The sequence below is a fragment of the Pseudomonas paraversuta genome (assembly GCF_904063065.1).
Taxonomy (GTDB): domain Bacteria; phylum Pseudomonadota; class Gammaproteobacteria; order Pseudomonadales; family Pseudomonadaceae; genus Aquipseudomonas; species Aquipseudomonas paraversuta.
Genome location: NZ_CAJFCL010000009.1, coordinates 205,823 through 230,844, shown reverse-complemented (window position 1 = coordinate 230,844; position 25,022 = coordinate 205,823). Strand labels below are relative to the sequence as shown.

The 25,022-nt window shown below is 60.1% G+C and carries 28 protein-coding genes; 11 read left to right on the top strand and 17 right to left on the bottom strand.

Features of this window, described 5'->3' with window-relative positions; translation table 11 throughout:
- Position 1: 1 nt before the first annotated feature.
- On the top strand, positions 2-814 hold the full coding sequence (gene mutM / locus JQ845_RS19210) for a bifunctional DNA-formamidopyrimidine glycosylase/DNA-(apurinic or apyrimidinic site) lyase (RefSeq protein WP_004419758.1): 813 nt from the start codon (positions 2-4) through the stop codon (positions 812-814).
- Between the two features lie 108 nt (positions 815-922).
- Here mutM and JQ845_RS19205 read toward each other — a convergent pair whose 3' ends face one another.
- The 5 genes from JQ845_RS19205 to JQ845_RS19185 all read right to left on the bottom strand — a co-directional run bounded on the left by JQ845_RS19205 (position 923) and on the right by JQ845_RS19185 (position 5,572).
- Positions 923-1,174 carry a YfhL family 4Fe-4S dicluster ferredoxin gene (locus tag JQ845_RS19205; protein ID WP_004419756.1) on the bottom strand — a complete coding sequence of 84 codons (252 nt, stop codon included), beginning with the start codon at positions 1,172-1,174 and terminating at the stop codon, positions 923-925.
- Between the two features lie 99 nt (positions 1,175-1,273).
- Complete coding sequence (gene coaD / locus JQ845_RS19200; protein ID WP_004419754.1) at positions 1,274-1,756, bottom strand: pantetheine-phosphate adenylyltransferase; 483 nt, start codon at positions 1,754-1,756, stop codon at positions 1,274-1,276.
- A 115-nt stretch (positions 1,757-1,871) separates the two neighbouring features.
- Positions 1,872-3,467 carry a GMC family oxidoreductase gene (locus tag JQ845_RS19195; RefSeq protein WP_161719838.1) on the bottom strand — a complete coding sequence of 532 codons (1,596 nt, stop codon included), beginning with the start codon at positions 3,465-3,467 and terminating at the stop codon, positions 1,872-1,874.
- A 115-nt stretch (positions 3,468-3,582) separates the two neighbouring features.
- A complete protein-coding gene (locus tag JQ845_RS19190) occupies positions 3,583-4,128 on the bottom strand; it encodes a twin-arginine translocation pathway signal protein (RefSeq protein WP_203009358.1) in 546 nt (181 codons plus the stop codon).
- Between the two features lie 13 nt (positions 4,129-4,141).
- Complete coding sequence (locus JQ845_RS19185; RefSeq protein WP_202210200.1) at positions 4,142-5,572, bottom strand: coniferyl aldehyde dehydrogenase; 1,431 nt, start codon at positions 5,570-5,572, stop codon at positions 4,142-4,144.
- Positions 5,573-5,738: 166 nt separating this feature from the next.
- Here JQ845_RS19185 and JQ845_RS19180 point away from each other — a divergent pair, with 166 nt between their 5' ends.
- Positions 5,739-6,407 carry a TetR/AcrR family transcriptional regulator gene (locus JQ845_RS19180; protein ID WP_004419748.1) on the top strand — a complete coding sequence of 223 codons (669 nt, stop codon included), beginning with the start codon at positions 5,739-5,741 and terminating at the stop codon, positions 6,405-6,407.
- A gap of 30 nt (positions 6,408-6,437) precedes the next feature.
- Entirely contained in the window at positions 6,438-7,292 is an 855-nt protein-coding gene (locus JQ845_RS19175) for a sulfurtransferase (RefSeq protein WP_004419746.1), read from the top strand.
- A gap of 45 nt (positions 7,293-7,337) precedes the next feature.
- Here JQ845_RS19175 and JQ845_RS19170 read toward each other — a convergent pair whose 3' ends face one another.
- From JQ845_RS19170 to JQ845_RS19150, 5 genes are all read right to left on the bottom strand, one after another.
- A complete protein-coding gene (locus tag JQ845_RS19170) occupies positions 7,338-8,177 on the bottom strand; it encodes an AraC family transcriptional regulator (protein WP_178105561.1) in 840 nt (279 codons plus the stop codon).
- Complete coding sequence (locus JQ845_RS19165; RefSeq protein ID WP_004419742.1) at positions 8,177-9,166, bottom strand: hydrolase; 990 nt, start codon at positions 9,164-9,166, stop codon at positions 8,177-8,179. Before JQ845_RS19165 ends, JQ845_RS19170 begins: the two co-directional genes overlap by 1 nt.
- Positions 9,167-9,352: 186 nt before the next feature.
- Positions 9,353-9,958: a 16S rRNA (guanine(966)-N(2))-methyltransferase RsmD gene (gene rsmD / locus JQ845_RS19160; protein WP_203009357.1), complete on the bottom strand. Its 606-nt coding sequence runs from the start codon at positions 9,956-9,958 to the stop codon at positions 9,353-9,355.
- Complete coding sequence (locus tag JQ845_RS19155; protein WP_010656713.1) at positions 9,958-11,448, bottom strand: M16 family metallopeptidase; 1,491 nt, start codon at positions 11,446-11,448, stop codon at positions 9,958-9,960. The genes rsmD and JQ845_RS19155 overlap by 1 nt, the downstream gene beginning before the upstream one ends.
- Positions 11,441-12,796 (bottom strand): M16 family metallopeptidase, encoded by a 1,356-nt coding sequence (locus tag JQ845_RS19150; protein WP_004419739.1) that lies wholly within the window; start codon positions 12,794-12,796, stop codon positions 11,441-11,443. Before JQ845_RS19150 ends, JQ845_RS19155 begins: the two co-directional genes overlap by 8 nt.
- 355 nt (positions 12,797-13,151) lie before the next feature.
- On the opposite strand from JQ845_RS19150, the gene ftsY reads away from it, so the two are divergent.
- From ftsY to rpoH, 4 genes are all read left to right on the top strand, one after another.
- On the top strand, positions 13,152-14,666 hold the full coding sequence (gene ftsY / locus JQ845_RS19145) for a signal recognition particle-docking protein FtsY (RefSeq protein WP_203009356.1): 1,515 nt from the start codon (positions 13,152-13,154) through the stop codon (positions 14,664-14,666).
- Positions 14,663-15,334 (top strand): cell division ATP-binding protein FtsE, encoded by a 672-nt coding sequence (gene ftsE / locus JQ845_RS19140; protein WP_004419735.1) that lies wholly within the window; start codon positions 14,663-14,665, stop codon positions 15,332-15,334. The genes ftsY and ftsE overlap by 4 nt, the downstream gene beginning before the upstream one ends.
- Positions 15,331-16,353, top strand: coding sequence for a permease-like cell division protein FtsX (gene ftsX, locus JQ845_RS19135; protein WP_004419734.1), 1,023 nt, complete (start codon positions 15,331-15,333; stop codon positions 16,351-16,353). The genes ftsE and ftsX overlap by 4 nt, the downstream gene beginning before the upstream one ends.
- A 113-nt stretch (positions 16,354-16,466) precedes the next feature.
- On the top strand, positions 16,467-17,321 hold the full coding sequence (gene rpoH / locus JQ845_RS19130; RefSeq protein WP_004419731.1) for an RNA polymerase sigma factor RpoH: 855 nt from the start codon (positions 16,467-16,469) through the stop codon (positions 17,319-17,321).
- A gap of 71 nt (positions 17,322-17,392) precedes the next feature.
- Here rpoH and mtgA read toward each other — a convergent pair whose 3' ends face one another.
- A complete protein-coding gene (mtgA, locus tag JQ845_RS19125; protein ID WP_004419728.1) occupies positions 17,393-18,148 on the bottom strand; it encodes a monofunctional biosynthetic peptidoglycan transglycosylase in 756 nt (251 codons plus the stop codon).
- Positions 18,149-18,192: 44 nt separating this feature from the next.
- Between mtgA and JQ845_RS19120 the strand changes: the two genes are divergently transcribed.
- The 4 genes from JQ845_RS19120 to trmB all read left to right on the top strand — a co-directional run bounded on the left by JQ845_RS19120 (position 18,193) and on the right by trmB (position 20,420).
- Complete coding sequence (locus JQ845_RS19120; protein ID WP_010656711.1) at positions 18,193-18,564, top strand: DUF423 domain-containing protein; 372 nt, start codon at positions 18,193-18,195, stop codon at positions 18,562-18,564.
- An 80-nt stretch (positions 18,565-18,644) separates the two neighbouring features.
- Positions 18,645-18,845, top strand: coding sequence for a sulfur carrier protein ThiS (gene thiS / locus JQ845_RS19115; RefSeq protein ID WP_004419723.1), 201 nt, complete (start codon positions 18,645-18,647; stop codon positions 18,843-18,845).
- Positions 18,846-18,896: 51 nt separating this feature from the next.
- The gene (locus tag JQ845_RS19110; protein ID WP_004419719.1) at positions 18,897-19,691 is read left to right on the top strand and encodes a thiazole synthase; all 795 of its coding nucleotides are present in this window, start codon (positions 18,897-18,899) and stop codon (positions 19,689-19,691) included.
- A gap of 9 nt (positions 19,692-19,700) precedes the next feature.
- Entirely contained in the window at positions 19,701-20,420 is a 720-nt protein-coding gene (gene trmB / locus JQ845_RS19105; RefSeq protein ID WP_004419716.1) for a tRNA (guanosine(46)-N7)-methyltransferase TrmB, read from the top strand.
- A gap of 115 nt (positions 20,421-20,535) precedes the next feature.
- Here the strand turns inward: trmB and JQ845_RS19100 are convergent, their stop codons facing one another.
- The 6 genes from JQ845_RS19100 to metX are packed head-to-tail and all read right to left on the bottom strand — an operon-like array spanning position 20,536 to position 24,886.
- Positions 20,536-20,859, bottom strand: coding sequence for a DUF3392 domain-containing protein (locus JQ845_RS19100; RefSeq protein ID WP_004419711.1), 324 nt, complete (start codon positions 20,857-20,859; stop codon positions 20,536-20,538).
- Between the two features lie 9 nt (positions 20,860-20,868).
- Positions 20,869-22,083 carry a radical SAM family heme chaperone HemW gene (hemW, locus tag JQ845_RS19095; protein ID WP_160626583.1) on the bottom strand — a complete coding sequence of 405 codons (1,215 nt, stop codon included), beginning with the start codon at positions 22,081-22,083 and terminating at the stop codon, positions 20,869-20,871.
- Positions 22,080-22,676 (bottom strand): RdgB/HAM1 family non-canonical purine NTP pyrophosphatase, encoded by a 597-nt coding sequence (rdgB, locus tag JQ845_RS19090; protein ID WP_004419705.1) that lies wholly within the window; start codon positions 22,674-22,676, stop codon positions 22,080-22,082. Before rdgB ends, hemW begins: the two co-directional genes overlap by 4 nt.
- Positions 22,676-23,074, bottom strand: coding sequence for a DUF4426 domain-containing protein (locus JQ845_RS19085; protein ID WP_236010223.1), 399 nt, complete (start codon positions 23,072-23,074; stop codon positions 22,676-22,678). Before JQ845_RS19085 ends, rdgB begins: the two co-directional genes overlap by 1 nt.
- Positions 23,075-23,118: 44 nt before the next feature.
- Positions 23,119-23,739: a methionine biosynthesis protein MetW gene (metW, locus tag JQ845_RS19080; RefSeq protein ID WP_004419699.1), complete on the bottom strand. Its 621-nt coding sequence runs from the start codon at positions 23,737-23,739 to the stop codon at positions 23,119-23,121.
- A 7-nt stretch (positions 23,740-23,746) separates the two neighbouring features.
- Complete coding sequence (gene metX, locus JQ845_RS19075; protein ID WP_203009355.1) at positions 23,747-24,886, bottom strand: homoserine O-succinyltransferase MetX; 1,140 nt, start codon at positions 24,884-24,886, stop codon at positions 23,747-23,749.
- Positions 24,887-25,022 lie beyond the last annotated feature (136 nt).

Here is a 25,022-nt window from a genome sequence, read left to right as displayed (position 1 = left end):
CGTGCCTGAATTACCTGAAGTCGAAACCACCCGCCGGGGCATTGCCCCGCACCTTGAAGGTCAACGGGTCAGCCGGGTGATTGTGCGCGAGCGCCGTTTGCGCTGGCCGATCCCGGAAGACCTGGATGTGCGTCTGTCGGGGCAGAAGATCGTGCTGGTGGAGCGGCGCGCCAAGTATCTGCTGATTAACGCCGAAGTCGGGACGCTGATCAGCCATTTGGGCATGTCGGGCAACCTGCGCCTGGTAGAGGCCGGGCTGCCGGCGGCCAGGCACGAGCATGTGGACATCGAGCTGGAGTCGGGCCTGGCATTGCGCTACACCGACCCGCGACGTTTCGGTGCGATGCTCTGGAGCCTCGACCCGCTGAACCATGAATTGCTGCTGCGCCTCGGGCCGGAGCCACTGACCGATCTGTTTGACGGTGAGCGGCTGTTTCAGCTGTCGCGCAAGCGTTCGATGGCCGTCAAGCCGTTCATCATGGATAACGCAGTGGTGGTGGGCGTGGGCAATATCTACGCGACTGAAGCGCTGTTTGCTGCCGGCATTGATCCGCGTCGCGAAGCCAAAAGCATCTCCCGGGCGCGCTATTTGAAGCTGGCGATCGAGATCAAGCGGATTCTGGCCGCGGCGATTGAGCGTGGAGGCACCACCTTGCGCGACTTTATCGGGGGCGACGGACAACCCGGCTACTTCCAGCAAGAGCTGTTTGTTTACGGGCGTGGCTACCAGCCCTGCAAGGTCTGTGGCACCGAGTTGCGCGAGGTCAAGCTGGGCCAGCGCGCCAGCGTGTTCTGCCCGCGCTGCCAGAGCTGACAGGAACACAGCAGGCGCTGGCCGGCTGTCATCGCGGGAGCTGGCTGACCAGAGATTCAGGCACTGTGGATTTTCAGGTTCGGCGCATTAAAGCAATGGCCGACAAGGTCAGGCCTTGCCGGTGATTGCCTTGTATTTGGCCATCAGCTGTTCTTCGGTTTCCGGGTGGGCTTCATCCAGCGGGATGCAGTCAACCGGGCAGACCTGCTGGCATTGCGGCTCATCGTAGTGGCCCACGCACTGGGTACACAGGTTCGGGTCGATCACATAGATCTCTTCGCCCTGGGAAATGGCAGCGTTCGGACACTCGGGTTCGCAGACGTCGCAGTTAATGCAATCGTCGGTGATGATCAGGGACATGGGTACTCCTGCCGGGGCGCTCGGCCCGGGCAACTGAAATCGAATGCGGCAATTGTGCCGCATTGGCGCCCGCAGTGCACGCGGGCGCCGCTTCAGCGGTCACTTCTTGCGAAAGCGCTCGGTGAGGGCATCGGCCACGGCCGGGTGCACGAATTTGTTGATATCGCCACCTAATGCCGCGATTTCCCGGACCAATGTCGACGAAATGAACGAATAACGCTCTGACGGCGTGAGGAACAGACTTTCGACGTCGGGGGCCAGTTGGCGATTCATGTTCGCCAGCTGGAACTCGTATTCGAAGTCCGACACGGCACGCAGGCCACGCAGAAAGACATTGGCGTTCTGTTCTTTGGCAAAGTGCGCGAGCAGCGTCGAGAAGCCGACTACCTCCACATTGGGCAGGTGTTTGGTGACTTCACGTGCCAGCTCCACACGCTGTTCCAGAGGGAATAGCGGGTTTTTTTTGGTGCTGGCAGCGACAGCAATGATCACGTGATCGAACAGGCGCGAGGCGCGTTCGACCAGATCGCCGTGGCCCTTGGTAATAGGGTCAAATGTACCTGGGTACAACACTCGGTTCATCGCGTCGTCCTGGCGGGAATCCGTTGGGGAGTCGGATGGTATCGCAGCATTCCCGGTCGGCCAAGTCGCCATTCGCAGAAGAAAGCACTATAGACGTGGCCAATTAACTACTTTTTCACGGATTTTTCAGGCGCGCGGCCAGCTCTGTTGCCAGTTTCGCCGTGAGGCCGTACACCGACAATTGCGGGTTGGCCCCAATGCTGGTGGGGAATAAAGAGCCATCGTGGACCGATACATTACCCAATTGATGATGGCGCCCAAGGCTGTCGGTGACGGCCAGTTGCGGGTTTTCGCCCATTGCACAGCCACCCATGACATGGGCACTGGCAAGGCGGGTGCGATACAACTCAAGGCTCAAACTGTCGATTCGGTCACGTGTCTGGCCAAGGCTGGTCATGTATTGCGCATCACTGTGCAGCGGCATGACGGCGCTGGCGCCTGCCGCGAACTGGATCTCGGCCATGCTGTGGAGGGCACGCTTGAGACCGTCCCAGACGTAGGGCGTGAGGCTGTAATCGAGCACCGGACTGCCATCAGCACGCAACTCGACACTGCCGCCGGGGCTGTCGGGATGAAAACCGTCGCGCATCAACGCCAGCATCATATGGGTATTGGGCAGTTGCGCCATGTGCCCGGCGCTGGTCTGGCCAAAGCTGGCAAAAATTGTGGCCGCCAGGGCCGGATGCAGCGGCGGCACCTCGAGTTTGTAGCCCATGGGCCCGCTGGTGCCGTCTTTCCACTGAAAATGATCGGAGTAAATCGATTGCGGGGCGCCGTAAAACGGATTGATGGCCGCAGGAAACTGCGCCGCAGAAAAGTTGACCAGGTGCAGAAACGTCCGTTTACCGAGTCGTCCGTGGGGGTCGGGTGCCTCGGAACGCAGCAGCAGGCCGGGGGTGTTGATGCCGCCGCCGGACAGCACATAGTGCCGGGCCTTGACCATGATTGTGCGGCCGGTGGGCGCCACGCAGCGGCTGTCCATGGCCTGGCACTCCAGCCCGGTAACCTGGTCACCGCTGATCAGCAGCCGCCGGGCGCGGGTCAGATACAGCAATTCGCCGCCCTGTTCGAGGGTGGCGGGGATGGTGGTCACCAGCATCGATTGTTTGGCATTGGTCGGGCAGCCCATGCCGCAGTAGCCCAGGTTCCAGCAGCCGCGCACATTGCGCGGGATCACATGCCAGCTGTAGCCGAGCTTTTCGCAACCGGTGCGGATCACCTCGTTATTGGCGTTGGGCGGGATCAGCCAGGGCGCGACGCCAAGCCGCAGTTCCATCTGCTCGAACCATGGTGCCATCTGCGCCTCACTGTGGCCGGCGACCGCGTGTTCCCGGGCCCAGTGCTCCAGGGTGGGGGCGGGGGTGCGAAAGCTTGAAGTCCAGTTGACCAGGGTCGTACCGCCCACGGCCCGGCCCTGGAGGATGCTGATGGCGCCGTCTTTGCTCATGCGCCCGACGCCTTCCTGATAAAGACTGGAGTAGGCCTCGTCTTCCAGCAGCCTGAAATCACTGCTGGTCCTGAGCGGGCCCTCCTCGATCAGCAAGACCCTGTAACCGGCGGCACTAAGAATCTCGGCTGTGGTGCCGCCGCCTGCACCGCTACCGACAATCACCACATCGGCTTCGAGCGTCAGGTCGCTGTCGAGTTGCGAGCCATCCCGGGTTTTCCAGCCTCGGGCCATGCCTTCGCGGAACGGATCAGGTACGGGCATAAAGGACTTCCATGGTGGCAATGGGGTTTGTAGGAGCGAGCTTGCTCGCGAGCTCTTCGTCGCCGCGTTTAACAGCTCGCGAGCAAGCTCGCTCCTACGGGTTGTTCGGGGTCAGTCAGATCTTCGGCGGGCCCGGATACCCGCACCCGGCCCAGGACTCGGGGCGTTCGTACCAGCTCATCATCACCAGTTGCACCAGCGAGCCGTGGCCCATGCGCAGCAGGTTCAGGCTGCTGTTTTGCCAGCGTTGCAAAAAATCCTGAATCTGTTCGGGGCTGGCGCTCTCCCAGCCACCCCAGACCCCGGTCAACGGGCCCCGTGTTACCGGCATGGCCAGTACATCGAACAATTGCCGAGTCAGCTTGAGCAGTTCGGGGGGCAAGTGAGCAAGGTTGTGGTCCAGCTGATGCAAGGTGGCATCGGCCGCACCGGGAACAGCCGGGGCGCCCACGCTACCCGCAAGCATCACCGGGATCAGTGCCCGCAAAAAAGTCAGATCACTGCTGCGCAACAACGCGAAGCCGCTGGCGCTACTGCCGGGCGAGCAGCCACTCAGACTGGCGCCGAGCCCGGCGCAGGTCAAAAATGCACTGGCCCACAGGCCGACTTTCAGTACGCCCCGACGCGATAGCAGAACCTCTTCAACCCTCAATTCAGGCATGGGCCACCTTCGACTAGCGGATAAACAGCTTCTGGATCAGGCGTACCAGTTGGCGGCCATAAGGCGGGTAAATCATCAGCGAGCTGTTGAGGCGCTGTTTAACCAGCACCCCCTTGGCTTTGCTGAAGGTCACAAAGCCTTCATGACCGTGGTAATGGCCCATGCCGGAATGCCCTGCACCGCCAAACGGCAGGTCGTCGATGGCCACATGCAGCAGGGTGTCATTGATGCACACGCCGCCAGAGTGGGTGTGCAGGATGACCCGTTGCTGCTCGGGCTTGTTGTAGCCGAAGTAGTAAAGCGCCAGCGGGCGCGGTCTGGCATTGATGTAGTCCAGCGCTTGCTGCAGGTCGCCGTAGGCCACGACGGGCAGCAGCGGGCCGAATATTTCGTCCTGCATCACCTGCATCTCGTCGTTTACATCCAGCAGCAGGGCGTGGGGCATGCGCCGCCCCTGGCCTTGCTCGTACAGCGGTATCAGGCGTGCACCCTTCAGAGTGGCATCGGTTTGCAGGCGATCAAGGCGCGCCAGTTGGCGTTCATTGATGATTGCGGTGTAGTCCGGGTTGTCGATCAGGGTCGGATAAAAACTGTGCACGGCCTGGCGGTAGGCCTCAACAAAGTCATCGACCCGGTCTCGCGGCACCAGCACGTAATCCGGAGCGATGCAGGTCTGCCCGGCGTTGAGGGTTTTGCCCCAGGCGATACGTTGGGCAGCATCCTTGAGCGGTACATCGGCCGATACGATGGCTGGCGACTTGCCGCCCAGCTCCAGGGTTACCGGGGTCAGGTTGTCGGCAGCTGCCCGCATGACCTGCTTGCCTACGTGGGTCGAGCCGGTGAACAGCAAGTGATCAAATGCCAGGCCGGAGAATGCCACGGCCACATCGGCTTCACCCAGTACTACGGCAACCATGTCTTCGGGGAAGATGCGCCCCAGCAAGTTCTTGAGCCAGTGCCCTGTGGCCGGGGTGAACTCGCTGAGTTTGAGCATTACCCGGTTACCCGCCGCCAATGCCCCGATCAAAGGGCCCATGGCCAGGTACAGCGGGTAGTTCCACGGCACGATAATGCCGATTACGCCCAGGGGCTGATACACCACTTTGGCGCTGGCCGGCTGGAACATCACCCCTACGCTGCGGGACGAGGGCTGCATCCAGCGCTTCAAATGCCTAAGGGTGTAATCAATGCTGTGCAGGCTGGGCATCAGCTCGGCAAACAGGGTTTCGTCAGGGCTGCGGTGGCTGAAGTCCTGGCTGATGGCGTCGATCAGCACTTCGCGCTCATCACTCAGTAACTTGCGCAAACTTTTCAACCACTGCTGGCGCTGGGCGAGTGGCGGATAGGGGTGAGCCGCATAAGCCAGACGTTGGGTGTCGAGCAGGGAATGGAGATCGCTCAGCACGGCTGAGGCGTCTTGGCGGGGGGCGCTGTCGACAGACATGGTTTGCTCCGGGCGGAAGGCTTGCGGGTTATTTTTATTTGAGAGCAATCATGCTTTTAGAGCCTATGCTCTAAGCTGTCAATGAGGGGCGCTTATCCGTGAGGTTTAACGATGACGGGTAAGGTCGTAAGATGTCTTTCGTTTTTCATTAAAGCCCAAGAAGCCCATGGCCCCACGAATAAAAACCAGCCAGCGCATCGTCAATAGCAGTCTGGAGCTGTTCAATCAGCTGGGCGAGCGCAGTGTGAGCACCAACCACATTGCCGCGCACATGGAAATTTCACCGGGCAATCTGTATTACCACTTCCCTAACAAGCAGGCGATCATCTCGGTGTTGTTCAGCGAGTATGAGGCGTTGGTGTTGAGGTTTCTGCGCCCGCCCGAAGGGCGTATGGCCAGTGTTGAAGACAAGCGTCAGTACTTGCAGCAGTTGCTGGATGCCATGTGGCGCTATCGCTTTTTGTACCGTGATATCGAGCACTTGCTGCACAGCGACACTGAGCTTGCCGCCCGTTACCGGGTCTTTTCCCAGAACTGTCTGCGTCAGGCGCAAGCGATTTACCGCGGTTTTGTCGATGCCGGGCTTATGTGCATGACCCCTCTGCAAATCGAGTCGCTGACCCTTAACGCGTGGATCATTCTCACCTCATGGGTCAGTTTTCTGTGTACTACCCGGGAGAACAACGATCAGCTCAGTGAGCAGGCCATCAAGCGCGGGGTGTATCAACTGCTGGTCCTGGAATCGGGCTTTGTCACCGCTCAGGGCCGGGCAGACTTCGATGAACTGATCAAGGATTACTACGTCCCGCTGGAGCACGCGCTGCACGTTCAATAAATGCATTTCACCCCCTCACAGGAGTTCCCTATGCCCGTCGCGCAACTGATCAGCCCCCAAGCCCTGAGCGAACGCCAGGAACTGCCCGGTCTGGTTATTCTGGATTGCCGTTTCGCCCTTGAAGACCCCGACTATGGTCGTTGCAGCTATGCCGAAGGGCATATAGCCGGTGCGCAATTTGCTGACCTTGAACGTGATTTGAGCGGCCCCGTGATCAAAGGTGTAACGGGCCGTCACCCGTTGCCCGAGCCACAGGTGTTGCTTGAGCGACTGCGCGCATGGGGCATCAATGACGACAGCGATGTGGTGCTGTATGACGACGGTCCGGGGGTCTATGCCGCCCGGGCATGGTGGTTGCTGACCTGGCTGGGCAAGCGCGACGGCGTGTTTATCCTCGATGGCGGCCTCAAGGCCTGGCATGGCGCAGGTTTCCCGCTGAGTCTGGATGCTGTGGTCAAGCCCCGTGGCAACCTGGAAGGCAAGCTCGACAAGCGTTTGCTGGTCGATGCCGAGCACTTGCACAAGCGCCTGGGCGATCCGGACCTGACCTTGATCGACGCCCGTGCCCGACCACGTTTTCGCGGCGAAGTTGAACCTATCGACCCTGTTGCCGGGCATATTCCGGGTGCGCAATGTGCAGCGTTCAGCGAGAACCTCGACAGCAGCGGGCGTTTTTTACCTGCCGATCAACTCAAAAAGCGTTTCGCCGAGCAGCTCGGCGGTCGTTCTGCGCAAGAGCTGGTGGCCTACTGCGGCTCCGGCGTGACGGCGTGCCATAACCTGTTTGCACTGGGGTTGGCCGGTTACCCGCTGGGTAAGCTCTATGCGGGGTCGTGGAGCGAATGGATCAACGATCCTGAGCGGGGCATTGCTACCGGCGATTGATGCCCGCGCTGTAACCTGGTCGCTGCCCAGGCGCGAAGGCTGCGACTACGGGTGTTTATGGGCACTGGCTGCGCGATAGGCGCCGGGGCCCACACCGTAGACTTTCTTGAATTGCCGGCTCAGATGGCTTTGATCGGCAAAACCCAATTGCGTAGCCACTTGCAGCGGCAAACAACCCTTTTTCAGCAAGGCTCTGGCGTGGGCAATACGTTGCTGCATCAGCCAGGTGTGCGGTGGCATGCCCGTCGCGCGTTGAAACACCCGGGCCAAATGGAACGCCGACAGATTGACCGCCGCTGCCAGCTGTTCCAGGGAGGGCGGTTCGGCGAGACGGGCCTGCAGCAGCTCCTTGGCCTGACGTACGGCGCGATGTTCAATGCCCGGCTTGGCCGGCATTGGCAGGCGGGCATGGCGATTGAGCAGCGCCAGCATCATTTGTCGCCAGACCGTTTGTTGATGCAGTGCCGACTCCGGGCCTTCGAGCAATTGGTGCAGCCGGCACAAGCCGCTGAACAGGTCGGGGTCGTGAATCAGGGTGTCATTGAAGGTCGGCAAGTGCATGCCGGGCAAGCCGAGCTCTTCCAGCAGGCCGTGCAGTTGCGCGTTGTCGGGATAGAACGCCCGGTAGCGCCAGCCGGCATCATGGCCTTTGTGCCCGTTGTGCACTTCGTCCGGGTTGATCAGAACCAGAGTGCCGGAGCAGGCCAGATGCTCAGCCCCGCGATAACGATAGCGCTGGGCCCCGTCCATGATCATGCCGATCACAAAACCATCATGCACATGGGGTACGAAGCGGTGTTCGATATAGCGCGCGGTGAGCAACTCGACACCTGTCAGCGGTGGCGTTTGCCAGAACCGGATCGACTCACCCTGCTCGCTGCTCATTACCCGGGCCCGGGCCTGAGGCTCGCCAGCCATTGCGGGATGCGCCGTTCGAGGTAGTAGCCCGGGGTTTTAAGGGATCCTTCGATAAATCCGACATGGCCCCCCCTGGCATGCAGCTCAAGTGTGGTGCACCCGGACAGTTCGCTGGCCTCGGGGATGCTGTGTTTGAACACGAACGGGTCGTCCACGGCGTGGATAATCAGGGTCGGAGTGTCGATGGCGGCCAAAAAGTACCGGCTGGAGGCGCGACGGTAGTAGTCATCGACATTCAGGTAACCGTTGAGTGGTGCGGTGACCCGGTCATCGAACTCCCAAAAGGTGCGCATTTTGCGCAGCGATTTCAGGGAGCCCAGGTTGTCCAGCGTGGCCAGCGGCTCATGCCGGGCATCGTGGCGAAACTGCCGCTGCTTGTTAGTGACATAGACCAGCATTTCACGCATGAAATGCGCCTGGTAGACCTTGGAGAAACCCTGGCCAATCCGGTCGGCGCACTGGTCGAGGCGAAACGGCACCGACACCGCCACCGCACCCTGCAAGCCACTCTCGTTGCCGCTTTCACCCAGGTATTTGAGCAATACGTTGCCGCCCAGTGAATAGCCGACGGCGAACAGCGGGGCCAGCGGATGGGTGGCGCGCAAGTGTGCCACGGCTGCCGCCAGGTCTTCGCTGGCGCCGGAGTGATAACTGCGCGCCAGCAGATTGGGTTCGCCGGAGCAGCCGCGCCAGTTCAGGGCGACACTGGTCCAGCCTTGCGTGGCGAGGGCCCGTTGCTGGCCGGCGACATAGTGCGACGCCGATGAGCCGGTCAGGCCATGCAATACCAGCACTATGGGTGCATCGGTTGAAGGGGTGCCGTGCCAGTCCAGATCGAGAAAGTCACCATCTGCCAGCCACAGGCGCTCGCGGCGGTGTTCAACCACCGGCCGTTTGCGCCACAGCGGGCCCCACAGGGTTTGTAAATGGGGATTGCGCAGGCCATGGGCCGCCATGAACGATTCAGGAAGTGATACAGGGGCAGCTAAGGATGGCACTGGAATTCTCTTGCGCTAACTGATGCAGTGATTGGCTAGCTTGCCACAACAGCGGCCCGGGACTGTAGTAGTCGACGAAGTAAGAGGCGGTGAACGCGCCTGATGCACCACGGGGTTTGAATAAACCCCGCGGGCATGGCGTTGTTACTCTGCGGTTGTTGGCGCTGCTTCGCGCTCCCACAGGGCGTAATTCACGCCGCCGGCCTTTTGTTCACGGTGCAGGCGCCAGTTGGCAGGCAGGCCCAGCTCCGAAGGGCGGCGCTCGCTTTCGGTGTAGATCCAGGCGTTGTCAGCCAGCCAACCGTTCTGTTCCAGCAGGTCGCATGCCGGCTTGAGCAGGTCCAGGTTGAAGGGCGGATCGAGGAACACCACGTCAAACACTTCGGTCGCAGGCGTCGCCAGGTAGTTCAGGGCGTTGGTCTGCTGAACTTCGCCGGTGGTGCAGCGCAGGATGCCCATGTTTTCGCGGATGTTGGAAATCGCATCGCGGTTGCTGTCCAGAGCTACGCCTTTGGCTGCGCCGCGTGACAGTGCCTCCAGGAACAGCGCGCCGCTGCCGGCGAACACGTCCAGCACCTTGGCGCCGACGATGTCCGGGGTCAGCCAGTTGAACAGGGTTTCACGTACACGGTCCGGCGTCGGGCGCAGACCTTCTACGTGGGGGAAGTCCAGCTTGCGGCTGCGCCATTCCCCGCCAATGATGCGTAACTGACCAGCACCCGAGTGCGATGTGTTTTTAGGCTTTGCCATTAATGCTCCGGAACCCCAAGAGGTTGCTCTGAAGGTTTATCGGTAGGAGGTGGCAGTGGTTTTTGCGGCACAGTTGGTCCGGCGGTCACCACGACCAGTTTGTCGGCGCTCAGGTGCTTGTTCATGGCGTCCTTGACCTGCTCTTTAGTCAGGCTTTGGGACTGCTGCATGAAGGTTTCCAGATAGTCCAGAGGCATATCATAGAAGCCCATTGCGCCCAGTTGGCCGACGATTGCCGCGTTGCTGGCATTTGACAGCGGGAAGCTGCCCGCCAATTCACGCTTGGCATCGTCGAGTTCTTTTTGCGTCGGACCGTTTTTCAGGTAGTCAGCCAGAATGTCTTGCACCAGTTTGAGCGTACCTTCGCTCAATTCGGCACGGGTCTGCAGGTTGATCATGAACGGCCCGCGTGCCTGCATCGGGCTGAAGCCGGAATACACGCCGTAGGTCAGGCCGCGTTTCTCGCGTACTTCAGTCATCAGGCGCGTACCGAAGCCACCGCCACCGAGAATGCTGTTACCCAGGGCCAGTGCGGCATAGTCCGGATCGTCGCGGTCAATTCCCAGTTGGGACAGCAGCAGGTGGGTCTGCTTGGACGGAAATTCGATGTGGGTCTGGCCGGCCTTGGGTTCGCCGGGCTCTACGGTTTTGGCGACTGCTGGGCCTTTGGGCAGCGCGGCGGATACTTGAGCGGCCATGGCTTCGGCTTCTGCGCGAGACAGATCGCCAACGATCGCGATCACCGCGTTGCCGGCGGTGTAAGCCTTGTTGTGGAACGCCTTGAGCTGATCGATGGTGACCGCAGCGATGCTTTGAGCGTTGCCATCGCTGGCGTGGGCATAAGGGTGATTACCGTACAGACGCTTGAACAGTTCATCGCTGGCCAGCTTGCCCGGGTCCTGCTTCTGGTATTCAAAGCTGGCGAGCAACTGGTTTTTGATCCGCGCCAGGGAGTCGGCCGGAAAGGTTGGCTGGCCAACCACTTCGGCAAACAGGTTGAGCGCCGGTGTGCGCTTGGCCGGGTCACTCAAGCTGCGCAATGACACTACAGCCATGTCGCGATAGGCCCCGTTGCCGAAATCCGCACCCAGGCTTTCAAAGCCCTGGGCGATGGCCCCGACGTCCTTGCCTGCCACGCCCTCATTGAGCATGGCGTTGGTCAGCAGTGCCAGGCCCGGGGTGTTTTCGTCCTGGCTACTGCCGGCGGCGAAGGTCAGGCGCAGGTCGAACATCGGCAGCTCGCGGGCTTCAACGAACAGAACTTTGGAGCCTTCGGCGGTTTTCCAGGTTTGTACATTCAATGCCCGATGGCTGGGGGCCTTGCCGTCGAGTTCGGTCAGAGACTCGAGCTTGTGCTCGGCCTTGGCCTGATCCAGTGCCTGGCTGGCCACGGAGACCGAGGGGCTGACGAAATAGTAGCCGAGTACGCCGGCCAGTATTGCAGCGCTCAGGCCGAGCAGGGCGTAGCGGGAACCTTTACGCTCACTCATGGGTTTTCTCCTCGGGCAGTACATGCGCAACGCTGAGGCGGTCGCGAGTGAAATAAGTGCGGGCGGCTTGCTGGATATCGGCCGGGGTGACCTTTTGCAGGTCTTGCAGCTCGGTATCCATCAGCTTCCACGACAGGCCCACGGTCTCCAGCTGGCCAATCGAGGTGGCCTGGCTGGTGATCGAGTCGCGCTCATAAACCAGGCCTGCGATCACCTGGGCGCGCACTCGCTCCAGTTCCTGTGGCGATGGCGGGGTTTTTTTCAGGTCATCGAGCATGCGCCACAAGCCGGCTTCGGCCTGGGCCAGGGTGACTTTTTTCTGGCTGTTGGGCATTGCCGAAAGCATGAACAGGCTGTCGCCACGGGTGAAGGCGTTGTAATTGGACGAAGCGCCGGACACCAGCTCTTCGCCGCGCTCCAGCTGGGTTGGCATACGTGCACTGTAGCCACCGTCCAGCAGTGCCGAAATGAGGCGCAGGGCGTTGGCAGTAACCGGGTCTTTGGCGGTGGCAATGCTTGGCACGTTGAAGCCCAGAATCAGGCTTGGCAGTTGGGTCTGCACGTGGATCTTGAGCAGGCGCTCACCGGGGGTCGGCAGTTCCAGCGGGACTTTGGCGACAGGCACTTCGCGTTTGGCCACCTGGCCGAAATAGCGCTGGGCCAAGGCTTTGACTTCATCCGGTGTTACGTCTCCCACCACCACCAGGGTGGCGTTGTTCGGTGCGTACCACTCTTCATACCAGGCGCGCAGTTCGCCAACGCTCATGCGCTCCAGGTCCACCATCCAGCCGATGGTCGGCGTGTGATAACCACTGGACGGGTAGGCCATGGCGCTGAACAGTTCGAAGGCCTTGCTCATCGGCTGATCGTCGGTACGCAGGCGGCGTTCTTCTTTAATGACCTCGATCTCGCGCTTGAACTCTTCAGGCGGCAAGCGAAGGCTGGCCATGCGGTCAGCTTCGAGCTCGAAGGCAACCGCCAGGCGGTCGCGGGCCAATACCTGGTAATAGGCGGTGTAGTCATCGCTGGTGAAAGCGTTTTCCTGGGCGCCGAGGTCGCGCAGGATCAACGAGGCTTCGCCGGGGCCGACCTTGTTACTGCCTTTGAACATCATGTGTTCAAGAGCATGGGACAGGCCGGTCTTGCCCGGGGTCTCGTAACTGGAACCCACTTTGTACCAGACCTGGGACACCACCACTGGCGCGCGATGGTCTTCGCGCACGATGACCTTCAGGCCATTGTCCAGGCGAAACTCGTGGGTGGGTTGCTGGTCGGCCGCCAGGGCCGAAAGCGGGAGCAAAACTGTGCTGAGCAACAGGCCAGCAGCGCGGCGGGCTAGAGCATTCATTCGTTTTTAAACCTGTTGGGCTGCCCGCTTGGCCTTAGCGTCAGCGGGTGAGGAGGTGCTAGGATACTGATCCGTTTTACTGGCGGCCACGCCTATCAGGCCTTTGACGATCAGACGACGATTGATCGGGCAGTATAGGAGCCAGCCTGGAAGTGTGAATGTATCTCGGTAAATTTAGCTTTTTTGCCGATTTTCCCGTTCCAGTTCCGAGTTAAGACGAAGTTTCAGGGGTGTGCTTTACCCTCTGATCAAGGTGCGTGCGAACGAGCTGACAAAAAAACAGTCTGTTTCACACCGAATATTATTTGCCGGGGCGCCACAGTGGCGCTTCGCTACGATGAGATAGCCGTCCTCCATGTTTGGTTCCAACGACGACAAGAAGAACCCAGCTGCGGCTGGCGAGAAAAAAGGCCTGTTCGGATGGCTGCGCAGAAAGCCGCAGGAAACCGTCGTTGAGCAGCCTGCACCCGCACCCGAAATCACCCCTGAGCCGTTGATTGAGGCCACTGCGGTGGTTGTCGAGCCAACGCCTGAAGTGGTTGTGGTTGCACAGGCGCCTGCTGTTGAATCGCCAGCCGCTGCCGAGCCATGGCCGCCGCTGCCAGTGCCCGAGGAACCCGTTGCGCTGGTCAAGGACCTGCAGGCGCCGTATATCGTGCCTTCCATTCCGGAACCGGAGATCGAGGTCGCGGTCAGCGCCCCGGTCATCGCGCCGGAGCCTGTGGTCGAAGTGCTTGAAGTGCTTGAAACCTTCGTCGAGCCTGTTGCACCAGAGCCAGAGCCAGAGCCAGAGCCAGAGCCAGAGCCAGAGCCAGAGCCAGAGCCAGAGCCAGAGCCGGTCGTAGTTGTCGAGCCGCAAGCTGTTGCTGCGCCTGTGGTCCCTGCGCCAGCAGTTGCGGCTCCGGTGGTGGTAGCTGAAGCTCCAGCTGCGCAAGCCAAGGTCGGCTTCTTTGCCCGCCTCAAGCAGGGGCTGTCGAAAACCAGCGCCAGCATCGGCGAAGGCATGGCCAGCCTGTTCCTGGGCAAAAAAATCATCGATGACGATCTGCTCGACGAGATTGAAACCCGCCTGCTCACCGCAGACGTTGGTGTTGAAGCCACCTCGGTGATTATCAAAAACCTGACTCAAAAGGTTGCGCGCAAGCAGCTGACCGACGCCGATGCACTGTACAAGTCGTTGCAGGCCGAGCTGGCTGCCATGCTCAAACCGGTAGAGCAGCCGCTGAAAATCGAAGCGAAAAACAAGCCATTCGTCATTCTGGTGGTCGGCGTCAATGGCGCGGGCAAGACCACCACCATCGGCAAGCTGGCGAAAAAGCTCCAGCTTGAAGGCAAAAAAGTCATGCTCGCCGCCGGCGATACGTTCCGTGCCGCCGCGGTCGAGCAGTTGCAGGTGTGGGGGGAACGCAACAATATCCCGGTGATCGCCCAGCACACTGGCGCCGACTCGGCTTCGGTGATTTTTGACGCCGTGCAAGCCGCCAAGGCGCGGGGCATCGACGTGTTGATCGCCGATACTGCCGGACGCCTGCACACCAAAGACAACTTGATGGAAGAACTGAAAAAAGTTCGCCGGGTGATCGGCAAGCTCGACGAAGACGCCCCGCACGAAGTGCTGCTGGTACTGGATGCCGGCACCGGGCAGAACGCGATCAGCCAGACCAAGCAGTTCAATCAGACCGTGGCCCTTACCGGCCTGGCGCTGACCAAGCTGGATGGCACGGCCAAGGGCGGGGTGATCTTCGCCCTGGCCAAGCAGTTCAATATTCCTATTCGTTTTATCGGTGTCGGCGAAGGCATCGATGATCTACGGGACTTTGAGTCCGAACCCTTTGTCCAGGCTCTGTTTGCGGAGCGGGAGCGTCCATGATTCGTTTCGAGCAGGTCGGTAAGCGCTATCCAAATGGACACGTGGGCCTGCACGAGCTGAGCTTTCGGGTCCGTCGCGGTGAGTTCCTTTTTGTAACCGGTCATTCCGGTGCAGGTAAAAGCACCCTGCTCCGGCTGTTACTGGCTATGGAGCGCCCGACCACCGGCAAACTGCTGCTGGCGGGGCAGGATCTGGGGCAGATCAGCAACGCGCAAATTCCTTTCCTGCGCCGTCAGATCGGTGTGGTGTTCCAGAACCACCAACTGCTGTTTGATCGCACGGTGTTCAATAACGTGGCCTTGCCGCTGCAGATTCTCGGGCTGTCCAAGCCTGAAATCGCCAAGCGTGTCGACTCGGCACTTGAGCGTGTGGCGCTGTCGGACAAAACCGATCTGTATCCCGGTGACTTGTCCACGGGCCAGCAACAACGCGTCGGTATTGCCCGGGCCATCGTCCATCGTCCAGCCTTGCTGCTGGCCGATGAACCCACCGGTAACCTCGACCCGCGTCTGGCGGCGGAAATCATGGGCGTATTTGAAGACATCAACCGTTTGGGTACCAGCGTACTGATCGCCAGCCATGACCTGGCGCTGATTGCACGCATGCGCCACCGCATGCTCACCCTGCAGCGCGGGCGATTGATTGGCGACGGGGAGGCCGCGCAATGAGTGCGACACGCGGCTCCAAGGTTTCCGAACGTGTAGCACCCAAGGCCGCAGATCCGCAGCCGGCCAGGAAAAAGCATGACGATGACGATGGCCCGGGTTTCTCGATGTTGTTCCGGGCCTGGGTTGAGGCCCATCGCGCCAGTTTGCTCGACAGCCTGAAGCGTCTTGGCAAGCAGCCGATTGGCAGCTTCTTCACCTGCCTGGTGATGGCAGTCGCGCTGAGCTTGCCAATGGGGCTCTCGCTTTTGCTTAACAACGTCGAGCGTCTGGGCGGTTCGTGGCAGCGTGCGGCGCAGATTTCTCTGTACCTGCAACTGGATGCCGACAGCTCGCAAGGCGAGCAATTGAGTAATCAGATAAAAGGTATGGCTGGCGTGGCTGACGCTGAATTCATCAGCCGCGAAAAGGCCCTTGAAGAGTTCCAGCAGCAATCCGGCTTGGGGGAAGCGCTTAAAGAGCTTCCGGATAATCCGTTGCCGGGCGTGGTGCTGGTGACCCCCAATGAGGTCGATAAAGCCACCCTCGAGGCTCTGCGCGAGCGTCTTTCGGAGTTGCCGAAAGTGCAACAGGCGCAACTTGATCTAGTCTGGGTCGAGCGTCTGGCGGCCATTCTGAAATTGGGTGACCGCTTTGTGTTTGGCTTGACGGTCTTGCTGGTATCGGCTTTGCTGCTGGTTATTGGTAATACGATTCGTTTGCATATCGAGAATCGTCGTATCGAAATCGAAGTCATCAAGCTGGTCGGCGGCACTGACAGTTATGTGCGCAGGCCTTTTCTTTATATGGGTGCGCTTTATGGTTTTGGCGCCGGGGTGCTTTCCTGGGGCGTATTGGCATTCGGCTTGAACTGGCTCAACGACGCGGTAGTCGGGTTGGCCGGGTTGTATGGCAGCAGTTTTGCCCTGGCCGGTGTGCCAGTAGCCGATGGTCTGTCTCTCTTGCTTGGCGCGGTGCTGTTAGGGTATATCGGTGCATGGATTGCAGTAGCGCGTCACTTACGTGAGCTTTCGCCTAAGTAGTTTCTTTTTGCCTGTTGACCTTTTCAGCTTTTTTTGGGAACTTTTTCCTGAGTTTCCGGTCAACTTTCGCAGTGCTGAACTGCACGAGTTATGTGAGACGGAGGTTTATTCGTATGACCACTTCTTTGCAACCTGCGTATGCGTTGGTCCCTGGTGCGAACCTTGAGGCCTATGTAAACACGGTGAACAGCATTCCACTGCTGACACCGGAGCAGGAGCGTGAACTGGCCGAGAGTCTCTACTATGAGCAGGATCTTGGGGCGGCTCGGCAGATGGTGCTCGCCCACCTGCGTTTTGTTGTACACATTGCCCGTAGCTATTCGGGCTATGGCCTGGCTCAGGCTGACCTGATCCAGGAAGGCAATGTCGGCCTGATGAAGGCGGTCAAACGCTTTAACCCTGAAATGGGCGTGCGTCTGGTGTCGTTCGCCGTGCACTGGATCAAGGCAGAGATCCACGAGTTTATTCTGCGTAACTGGCGGATCGTGAAAGTTGCGACCACCAAGGCTCAGCGCAAACTGTTCTTCAACCTGCGCAGCCAGAAAAAACGTCTGGCCTGGCTGAACAATGATGAAGTTCATCGTGTGGCTGAAAGCCTCGGTGTAGAGCCTCGCGAAGTTCGCGAGATGGAAAGCCGTCTGACTGGCCATGATATGGCGTTCGACCCGGCAGCCGAAGCTGACGACGACAGTGCATTCCAGTCGCCAGCCAACTACCTGGAAGACCACCGGTACGATCCGGCACGTCAACTGGAGGATGCTGACTGGACTGATAACTCCACCAGCAACCTGCATGAAGCGCTGGAAGTGCTTGATGATCGCAGCCGCGACATTCTGTATCAGCGCTGGCTGGCTGAAGAGAAAGCTACGCTGCATGACCTGGCACAGAAGTACAACGTGTCTGCCGAGCGGATTCGTCAGCTGGAAAAAAGCGCGATGAACAAGCTCAAACTGTCGATTGCCGCCTGAACGGGCTCGACAAAAAAACGCCCCGGCTCTAACGAGTCGGGGCGTTTTTGTTTGTCCCTGCGGGAGCCGGCTTACTCGGCCCAGGGCGCCTTGCGCGAAGTGTTCAGGGTATCGAGGTAGCTGTCGCCGCCCAGCTGGCGCATTTGTCGCTGTATCCAGCTGGCGCGGCGGCTGACGTACGGGCTAGGTCGACCGGCGCTCCAGTTGCGCGGATTGGGCAGTACGGCGGCCAGGTAGCTGGCTTGCTGACGGCTCAATCTGGCGGCACTCACGCCAAAGTGATGCTGGGCCGCGGCCTCTGCACCAAATACTCCCTCATCCCACTCTGCGCTGTTGAGGTACACCTCGAGAATCCGCTGCTTGGGCCAGAGTACCTCGATCAACCCGGTGAACCAGGCCTCCAGCCCTTTGCGCAGCCAGCTTCGACCCGACCATAGAAACAGGTTTTTCGAGACTTGCTGGCTCAGCGTGCTGGCGCCGCGTAACGTCCCGCCCCGTTCGTTATGAGCGAAAGCGGCGCGGATGGCGCTGAAGTCAAAGCCCCAGTGCTCGGCGAATTTCTGATCCTCGCCAGCAATGACCGCGACTTTAAGTTCGTCGCTGATTTCATCCCACGGTCGCCAGCTGCGTTGCAGGTCAATGGGCTCGCCGTCGAACCATGAGTCGACCTTGCGCTCGACCATCAGCGCAGTGCCGGGCGGCGGGACCCAGCGAAAGATCAGCACCAGCAATGCGCTGCCCGCTGCGAACCAGAGCAGGGCTTTGAGAAAGCGATGAACAAGAATACGCAGCATAGATGGCTTGGCCGAACCCGTTGAGCGGGCCATTATACAGACCCTGCGCCATTCCATAGTCCTGACGGGAGTTATCCATGTTGCGCGTGTTTCTGATGCTGGCCGCCTTTTTCGGCTTCACCGGTGTGGCCCTTGGCGCATTCGCGGCCCATGGCCTGAAAAGCCGCCTGAGCGAGCAATACCTGGCCATTTTTCATACAGGGGTTACCTATCAGCTGGTGCATACCCTGGCCCTGCTCGGTGTAGCCCTGCTCGCCACTCAGCTGCCGGGTCGCCTGGTGACGTGGTCCGGTGTCTTTTTCGCCCTGGGCATCGTACTGTTTTCCGGCAGTTTGTATCTGCTGACCCTGACGGGTATCAGCAAACTAGGGATCATTACGCCCATCGGTGGTCTGGCTTTTCTGGCCGGATGGTTATGCCTGGGCATTGCCGCCTGGCGCTTGAGCTAAGTCCGCAAGATGAATGGCTTGGGTCGACCTGACTGATCGGGATAGAATGCTGGCCCCTTAAAATGAAGGCAGCGTCGCGCATGCGCATTCAGTTGAACGGTGAACCTTTTGAACTGCCGGACGGCGAGACCGTCGCCAGCCTGTTGGCGCGCCAGGAACTGACCGGGCGTCGAGTGGCTGTCGAGCTTAACCTGGACATCGTCCCGCGCAGTCAGCACGCGGGGACGGTGCTCAAAGAAGGTGACCAGGTCGAAGTGGTGCATGCCATCGGTGGTGGCTAGTCCCCCCGCTTGACCCATTCCCGCGGTGCACACAATTACAGAGGATTCCCGATGAGCAATGTTCGCAGCGACAAGCCTTTTATCCTGGCTGGCCGTACTTATCAGTCGCGCCTGTTGGTGGGCACTGGCAAGTACCGTGACATGGAAGAAACCCGCCTTGCCATCGAGGCATCGGGTGCTGAAATTGTCACCGTCGCCGTGCGTCGTACTAACATCGGGCAAAACCCTGGCGAGCCGAACCTGCTCGATATCCTGCCACCGGATCGCTATACCATCCTGCCGAACACGGCCGGTTGCTATGACGCGGTAGAAGCCGTACGCACCTGCCGCCTGGCCCGTGAGCTGCTCGATGGCCACAATCTGGTCAAGCTGGAAGTGCTGGCGGATCAGAAAACCCTGTTCCCCAATGTGATCGAAACCCTCAAGGCCGCAGAGATCCTGGTCAAGGAAGGTTTCGACGTGATGGTGTACACCAGCGATGACCCGATCATCGCCCGCGAGCTCGAGGCCATGGGCTGCATCGCCGTGATGCCGCTGGCCGGGCTGATTGGCACCGGTTTGGGGATCTGTAATCCCTACAACCTGCGGATCATCCTTGAAGAAGCAAAAATCCCGGTGTTGGTGGATGCGGGCGTGGGTACTGCCTCCGACGCCACCATTGCCATGGAAATGGGCTGCGAGGCGGTGCTGATGAACTCGGCCATCGCCAATGCCCAGCACCCGATCATCATGGCCGAAGCCATGAAACACGCCATTGTGGCGGGCCGTCTGGCGTATCTGGCCGGACGCATGCCGAAAAAACTCTATGCCAGCGCCTCTTCGCCGCTGGATGGTCTGATCAAGTAAGAGCCACTGATGACTGAATCACTCGACACCCCAACCCCGGAAGAAGGCGAAGATCGCCAGCACCGTCGCATCAAGAGTTTTGTGATGCGCGCCGGGCGTATGACCGAAGGCCAGCAACGTGGCCTTGACCAGGGCACGCCGCTGTACGTGCTGCCGCTGGCTGATGCGCCGGTCGATTTCGACCAGGTATTCGGCCGCTCGGCGCCGCGGACCCTCGAAATCGGTTTCGGCATGGGCCACTCCTTGCTGGAAATGGCGGCAGCTTCGCCTGAGCAGGACTTTATCGGGGTTGAGGTTCACCGTCCGGGTGTCGGCGCGCTGCTCAATGGCGTACTGACCCAAGGGCTGACCAACCTGCGGGTTTACGATTGCGATGCGATCGAAGTACTGACCCGTTGCGTGGCCGACAACAGCCTGGATCGCCTGCTGCTGTTCTTCCCGGACCCGTGGCACAAGAGCCGTCACCACAAGCGCCGTATCGTGCAGGCGTCCTTTGCTGAGCTGGTGCGTTCCAAGCTCAAGGTCGGCGGTGTGCTGCACATGGCCACCGATTGGGAACCCTATGCCGAATACATGCTGGAAGTGATGAACGTCGCGCCGGGCTATCGCAATCTGGCCGAAGATGGCCGTTGTGTACCGCGTCCGACCGAGCGTCCGGTGACCAAGTTCGAACGCCGCGGCGAACGTCTTGGGCATGGCGTGTGGGATCTGAAGTTCGAAAAACTGTAAGCGCCAACCTTTGTGGGAGCTGGCTTGCCAGCGATAGCATCAACGCGGTCTGACTGTAAACCGCGTCGTCTGCATCGCTGCCAAGCCAGCTCCCACAATGTTTTCAGTCTTCGCATCAGCGCCGGTCAGCCACAACCCCGATCAACACCAGCACCACCAACAACACCGGCGCCAGGCTGTAGTTGTTGAACTGGCCGAGGCCGCGTTCGACCCAGGGTGTGGCGTAAATCAGAGCCGCACCGCTGCCCACCAGGCACAACAAGGCCATCAGGGGCACACGCAAGGCGCCGGCAACACTTCCCAGACGTTGTTCGACCCAACCTTTGAAGTCGGCACCGAACAGCACCAGCAAGCAGCCGATCAGGGCCAGCGAGATCTCCGAGAGGTGGCTGCGGCTCCAGCGCGATACGGTAGCAAGCAGGTCTAGTACCAAGTCCATTCGAGTTCCTTAGATCAGAAAGTGCTGCAGCAAGTCGTTGAGAAACAGCTGGCCCCGGGCAGTTGCTGCCAGGCGTGACGGTTCGACCTGCAATAGGCCGCTTTGTTCGGCAGCATCGCGTCCGCTTTTCAAGCTTTCGAGTGCCAGCCCGGTACGCTCGGGGTAGAGCGCAGCATCGACGCCATCGGTCAGGCGCAAGGCGTTCATCAGAAACTCAAACGGTAGCTCTTCGGCAGTCAGAACTTTCTCGCCCGCCTGGAAGTTTTTGCTCGGGTTCAGGTAATCCTTCGGCAGGCGGGTTTTCCAGGTGCGGATTATGCGGCCATCGGGATGGCTCAATTTGCCGTGGGCGCCAGCACCGATACCGATAAAGTCGCCAAAGCTCCAGTAGTTCAGGTTATGCCGCGCCGGGCGACCCGGCTGGGCGTAAGCCGAAACTTCGTACTGGGCATAGCCGTGTTCGGCCAGCAGTGCCTGACCGGCTTCCTGAATGTCCCACAGAGTGTCGTCCTCAGGCAGGACCGGCGGCTGGTTCCAGAACACCGTGTTGGGTTCCAGCGTCAGTTGATACCAGGACAGGTGTGTCGGCTGCAGGGCGATAGCCTGGCGCAAGTCGCTCAGGGCGTCGTCCAGCGACTGATCGGGCAAACCGTGCATCAAGTCCAGGTTGAAGTTATCAAAGCCGGCCAGGCGCGCCATACCGGCCGCACGTACGGCCTCGTCACCGTTGTGGATGCGGCCCAGTGCTTCGAGCTTCTCTTGCTGGAAGCTCTGGATACCTATCGACAGCCGGTTGATCCCCAGCTTGCGGTAAGCCACGAACTTTTCCTGCTCGAAAGTACCGGGGTTGGCTTCCAGGGTGATTTCGATATCGCTGGCGAACGCAATTCGCGCTTCGACACCCTTGAGCAGGCGCCCCAGGGACCGGGCGCTGAACAGGCTTGGTGTGCCGCCGCCGAAGAAGATCGAACTCAGCTCGCGGCCATACACCGCGTGCAGGTCCTGATCGAGGTCGGCCAGCAGTGCGTCGACGTACTCGTCTTCAGGCAGCACCGGGCTGGCGGTGTGGGAGTTGAAGTCGCAATACGGGCATTTGCGCACGCACCACGGAATATGGATGTACAGCGACAGGGGCGGCAATTGCGTCAACGGCGCGCGTGGCGCCTGCTGAGTAAAGCCAGCCGCACCCAGATAGAGCGGCTGTGGAGGAGTGTCGTGGGTCATTTCAGGCCCAGACGCTGACGCAGCAGGACCATGGCACGGGCCCGATGGCTCAGCTGGTTTTTTTCGCCCGGGCTGAGGTCGGCACTGGAGCAATTGCGCTCCGGAACCCAGAACAACGGATCGTAACCGAAACCGTGCGCACCGCTGGCGGCAGGCAGGATGCGCCCGTGCCACAAGCCTTCGCAGATAATCGGCAACGGATCTTCGGCGTGCCGGACCAACGCCAGCACGCAGACAAATTGCGCGCCGCGTTCGGCTTCGGGTACGTCTTTGAGGGCCTCGAGCAGCTTGGCGTTGTTGGCCGCATCACCCTTGCCGTCGGCGTAGCGGGCCGAGTAAATACCCGGCGCGCCACCGAGAAAATCCACCGCCAGCCCGGAGTCGTCGGCCAGTGCCGGCAAACCCGAGATACGCGCGGCATTGCGCGCTTTAAGAATCGCGTTTTCAACGAACGACAAGCCGGTTTCTTCCGGTTCAACGCTGCTGAATTCTCCAATCGAGCGCAACTGCACCGACTCGCCGAGCATGGCCTGAAGTTCTTTGAGTTTGCCGGCGTTGTGGCTGGCCAGTACCAGTTGCGTGAAGTTGATCATTAGAGCGGAGCGACCTCTTGGGAGTAATCGATGGATTTGGTTTCGCCGTTGACCTTGAGCTCGATATCGAAAATGAAGGTGGCAGGCTGATTGACCGGGAATTGAGCGAAGTAGTCGATTGCACCCTTGTCATCAATCACTTGCTTGAAGGTCAGGGGCCGGGCCTTTTTCTCGCCTTCGACGCGCACGGTACCCTTGACGGTGGTGGCGACTTTTTTACCGGCGGTGTCCAGATTGATATTCAGGCCACCCAGTTGTTTGCTGCGTTCCAGTTTGTATTTGGCTGCAATTTCAGGCGACAGGAAGTCCGACATATAGGCGTTGTAATACACCTTGGTGCCGCCGACCGTGGCCTGGCCAGCCGCCATGGCCTGCATGGCGAAGCACATTGAAAGCATTAGTAATCCAATACGACCCATCGTCTTTCTCCTTGAACGCTGATTTAAACCGCGACCTGATGATCCTGAAGGCCGGGGCTGCTGACACGATAAATGCCAATCTCGCCCAACAGGTTAGGCCATAACTTGCTGGCCCACCCGTGGCGGTGCTGCTGATCGACAGCAAGGCGGTTGATCACCCGGGCTTCGCGACCTCGGCACAGCTCTTCAAAGTCTTCGAAGGTGCAGAAGTGGATGTTCGGCGTGTTGTACCAGGTGTAGGGCAGAAACTCGGATACCGGCATCCGGCCCTTGCTGGCCAGGTACCAGCGGCAGCGCCAGTGGCCGAAGTTCGGAAAGGTAATGATGCACTGGCGCCCGACGCGCAGCATTTCGTCGAGAATCCGGTCGGGGTAGTGCACGGCCTGCAGCGCCTGGGTCATGACCACGATATCGAAACTGTTGCTGGCGAAGTTGCCCAGCCCCTTGTCCAGATCCTGCTCGATGACGTTGATGCCCTTGGCGACACACTCGGCGATATTGTCCGGGTCGTTTTCCAGGCCATAGCCGGTGACTTGCTTGTTGTCGCGCAGCCAGCTCAGCAGTTCGCCATCACCACAACCAAGGTCGAGCACGCGGCTGCCGGCGGGGATCCAGTCTTGGATGATTTCCAGGTCGGCTCTCATGGCGTTCTCACAGTTCTATGCGGTTCATGTAATTACTGAAGGCTTGCAGGTAACGCGGGATCGGGATCAGGAAGGCGTCATGGCCTTGCGGAGCATCGATCTCCAGATAGCACACGTCTTTCTTCGCCGCCATCAGGGCATCCACCAGTTCCCGTGAGCGCGCGGGCGAGAAACGCCAGTCGGTGGTGAATGACATCACGCAAAAGCGCGCCTTGGCTGAGGCGAAGGTTTTGGCCAGGTCGTCATCGAAGTTGGCCGCCGGGTCGAAGTAGTCCAGCGCCTTGGTCATCAGCAAATAAGTGTTGGCGTCAAAGCGCCCGGAGAACTCTTCACCCTGATAACGCAGGTAGCTTTCAACCTGGAACTCCACGCTGTGGAAGTCGTAGTTGAGGTTTTCGTTCTTCAGGCCACGGCCAAATTTCTCGCCCATCGAGTCATCGGACAGGTAGGTGATGTGCCCGACCATGCGCGCCAGCATCAGGCCGCGCTTGGGAATTACGCCCTTTTCCTGGAACGAACCACCGTGGAACTCGGGGTCGGTGAGGATGGCCTGGCGAGCGACTTCGTTGAACGCGATGTTTTGCGCCGACAGTTTTGGCGCCGAAGCGATGGCCAGGCAATGACGCAGCCGGTCCGGGTAGCTGATGCTCCACTGCAGCGCCTGCATGCCGCCCAGGCTGCCACCGATGATGGCGGCCCACTGGTCGATGCCCAGCCGGTCAGCCAGGCGTGCCTGGCTGTGGACCCAGTCTTCAACGGTCAGTACCGGGAAATCGGCACCAAACGGGCGACCGGTTTCTGGATTGACACTGCTGGGGCCGGTAGAGCCATTGCAGCCGCCGAGGTTGTTCAGGCTGACGACGAAGAACTTGTTGGTATCGATAGGCTTGCCGGGCCCGATGCAACTGTCCCACCAGCCGGGCTTGCGCTCATCGATGCTGTGGTAGCCGGCAGCGTGATGGTGCCCGGAGAGGGCGTGACAGATCAGCACGGCATTGCTGGCCGTGGCATTGAGCTGGCCGTAGGTTTCGTAAATCAGGTCATAGGCAGGCAATGAACGGCCGCAGGCTAAAGCCAGGGGTTCGCTGAAGTGCGCCATTTGTGGCACAACCAGACCAACGGAATCGGGGGGAAAGGCGGCTGGCATCGACCCTGCTCTCTTTAAATGAGGCGTAAGTCTAATGAGCGGGGGAGTGGGCGGCAAGCAATGCTCCGGGCTGATTTCGGAGGTGCTCGAAGACTGCCTTTGCGGGAGCTGGCTTGTCAGCGATGCAGCCGACAAC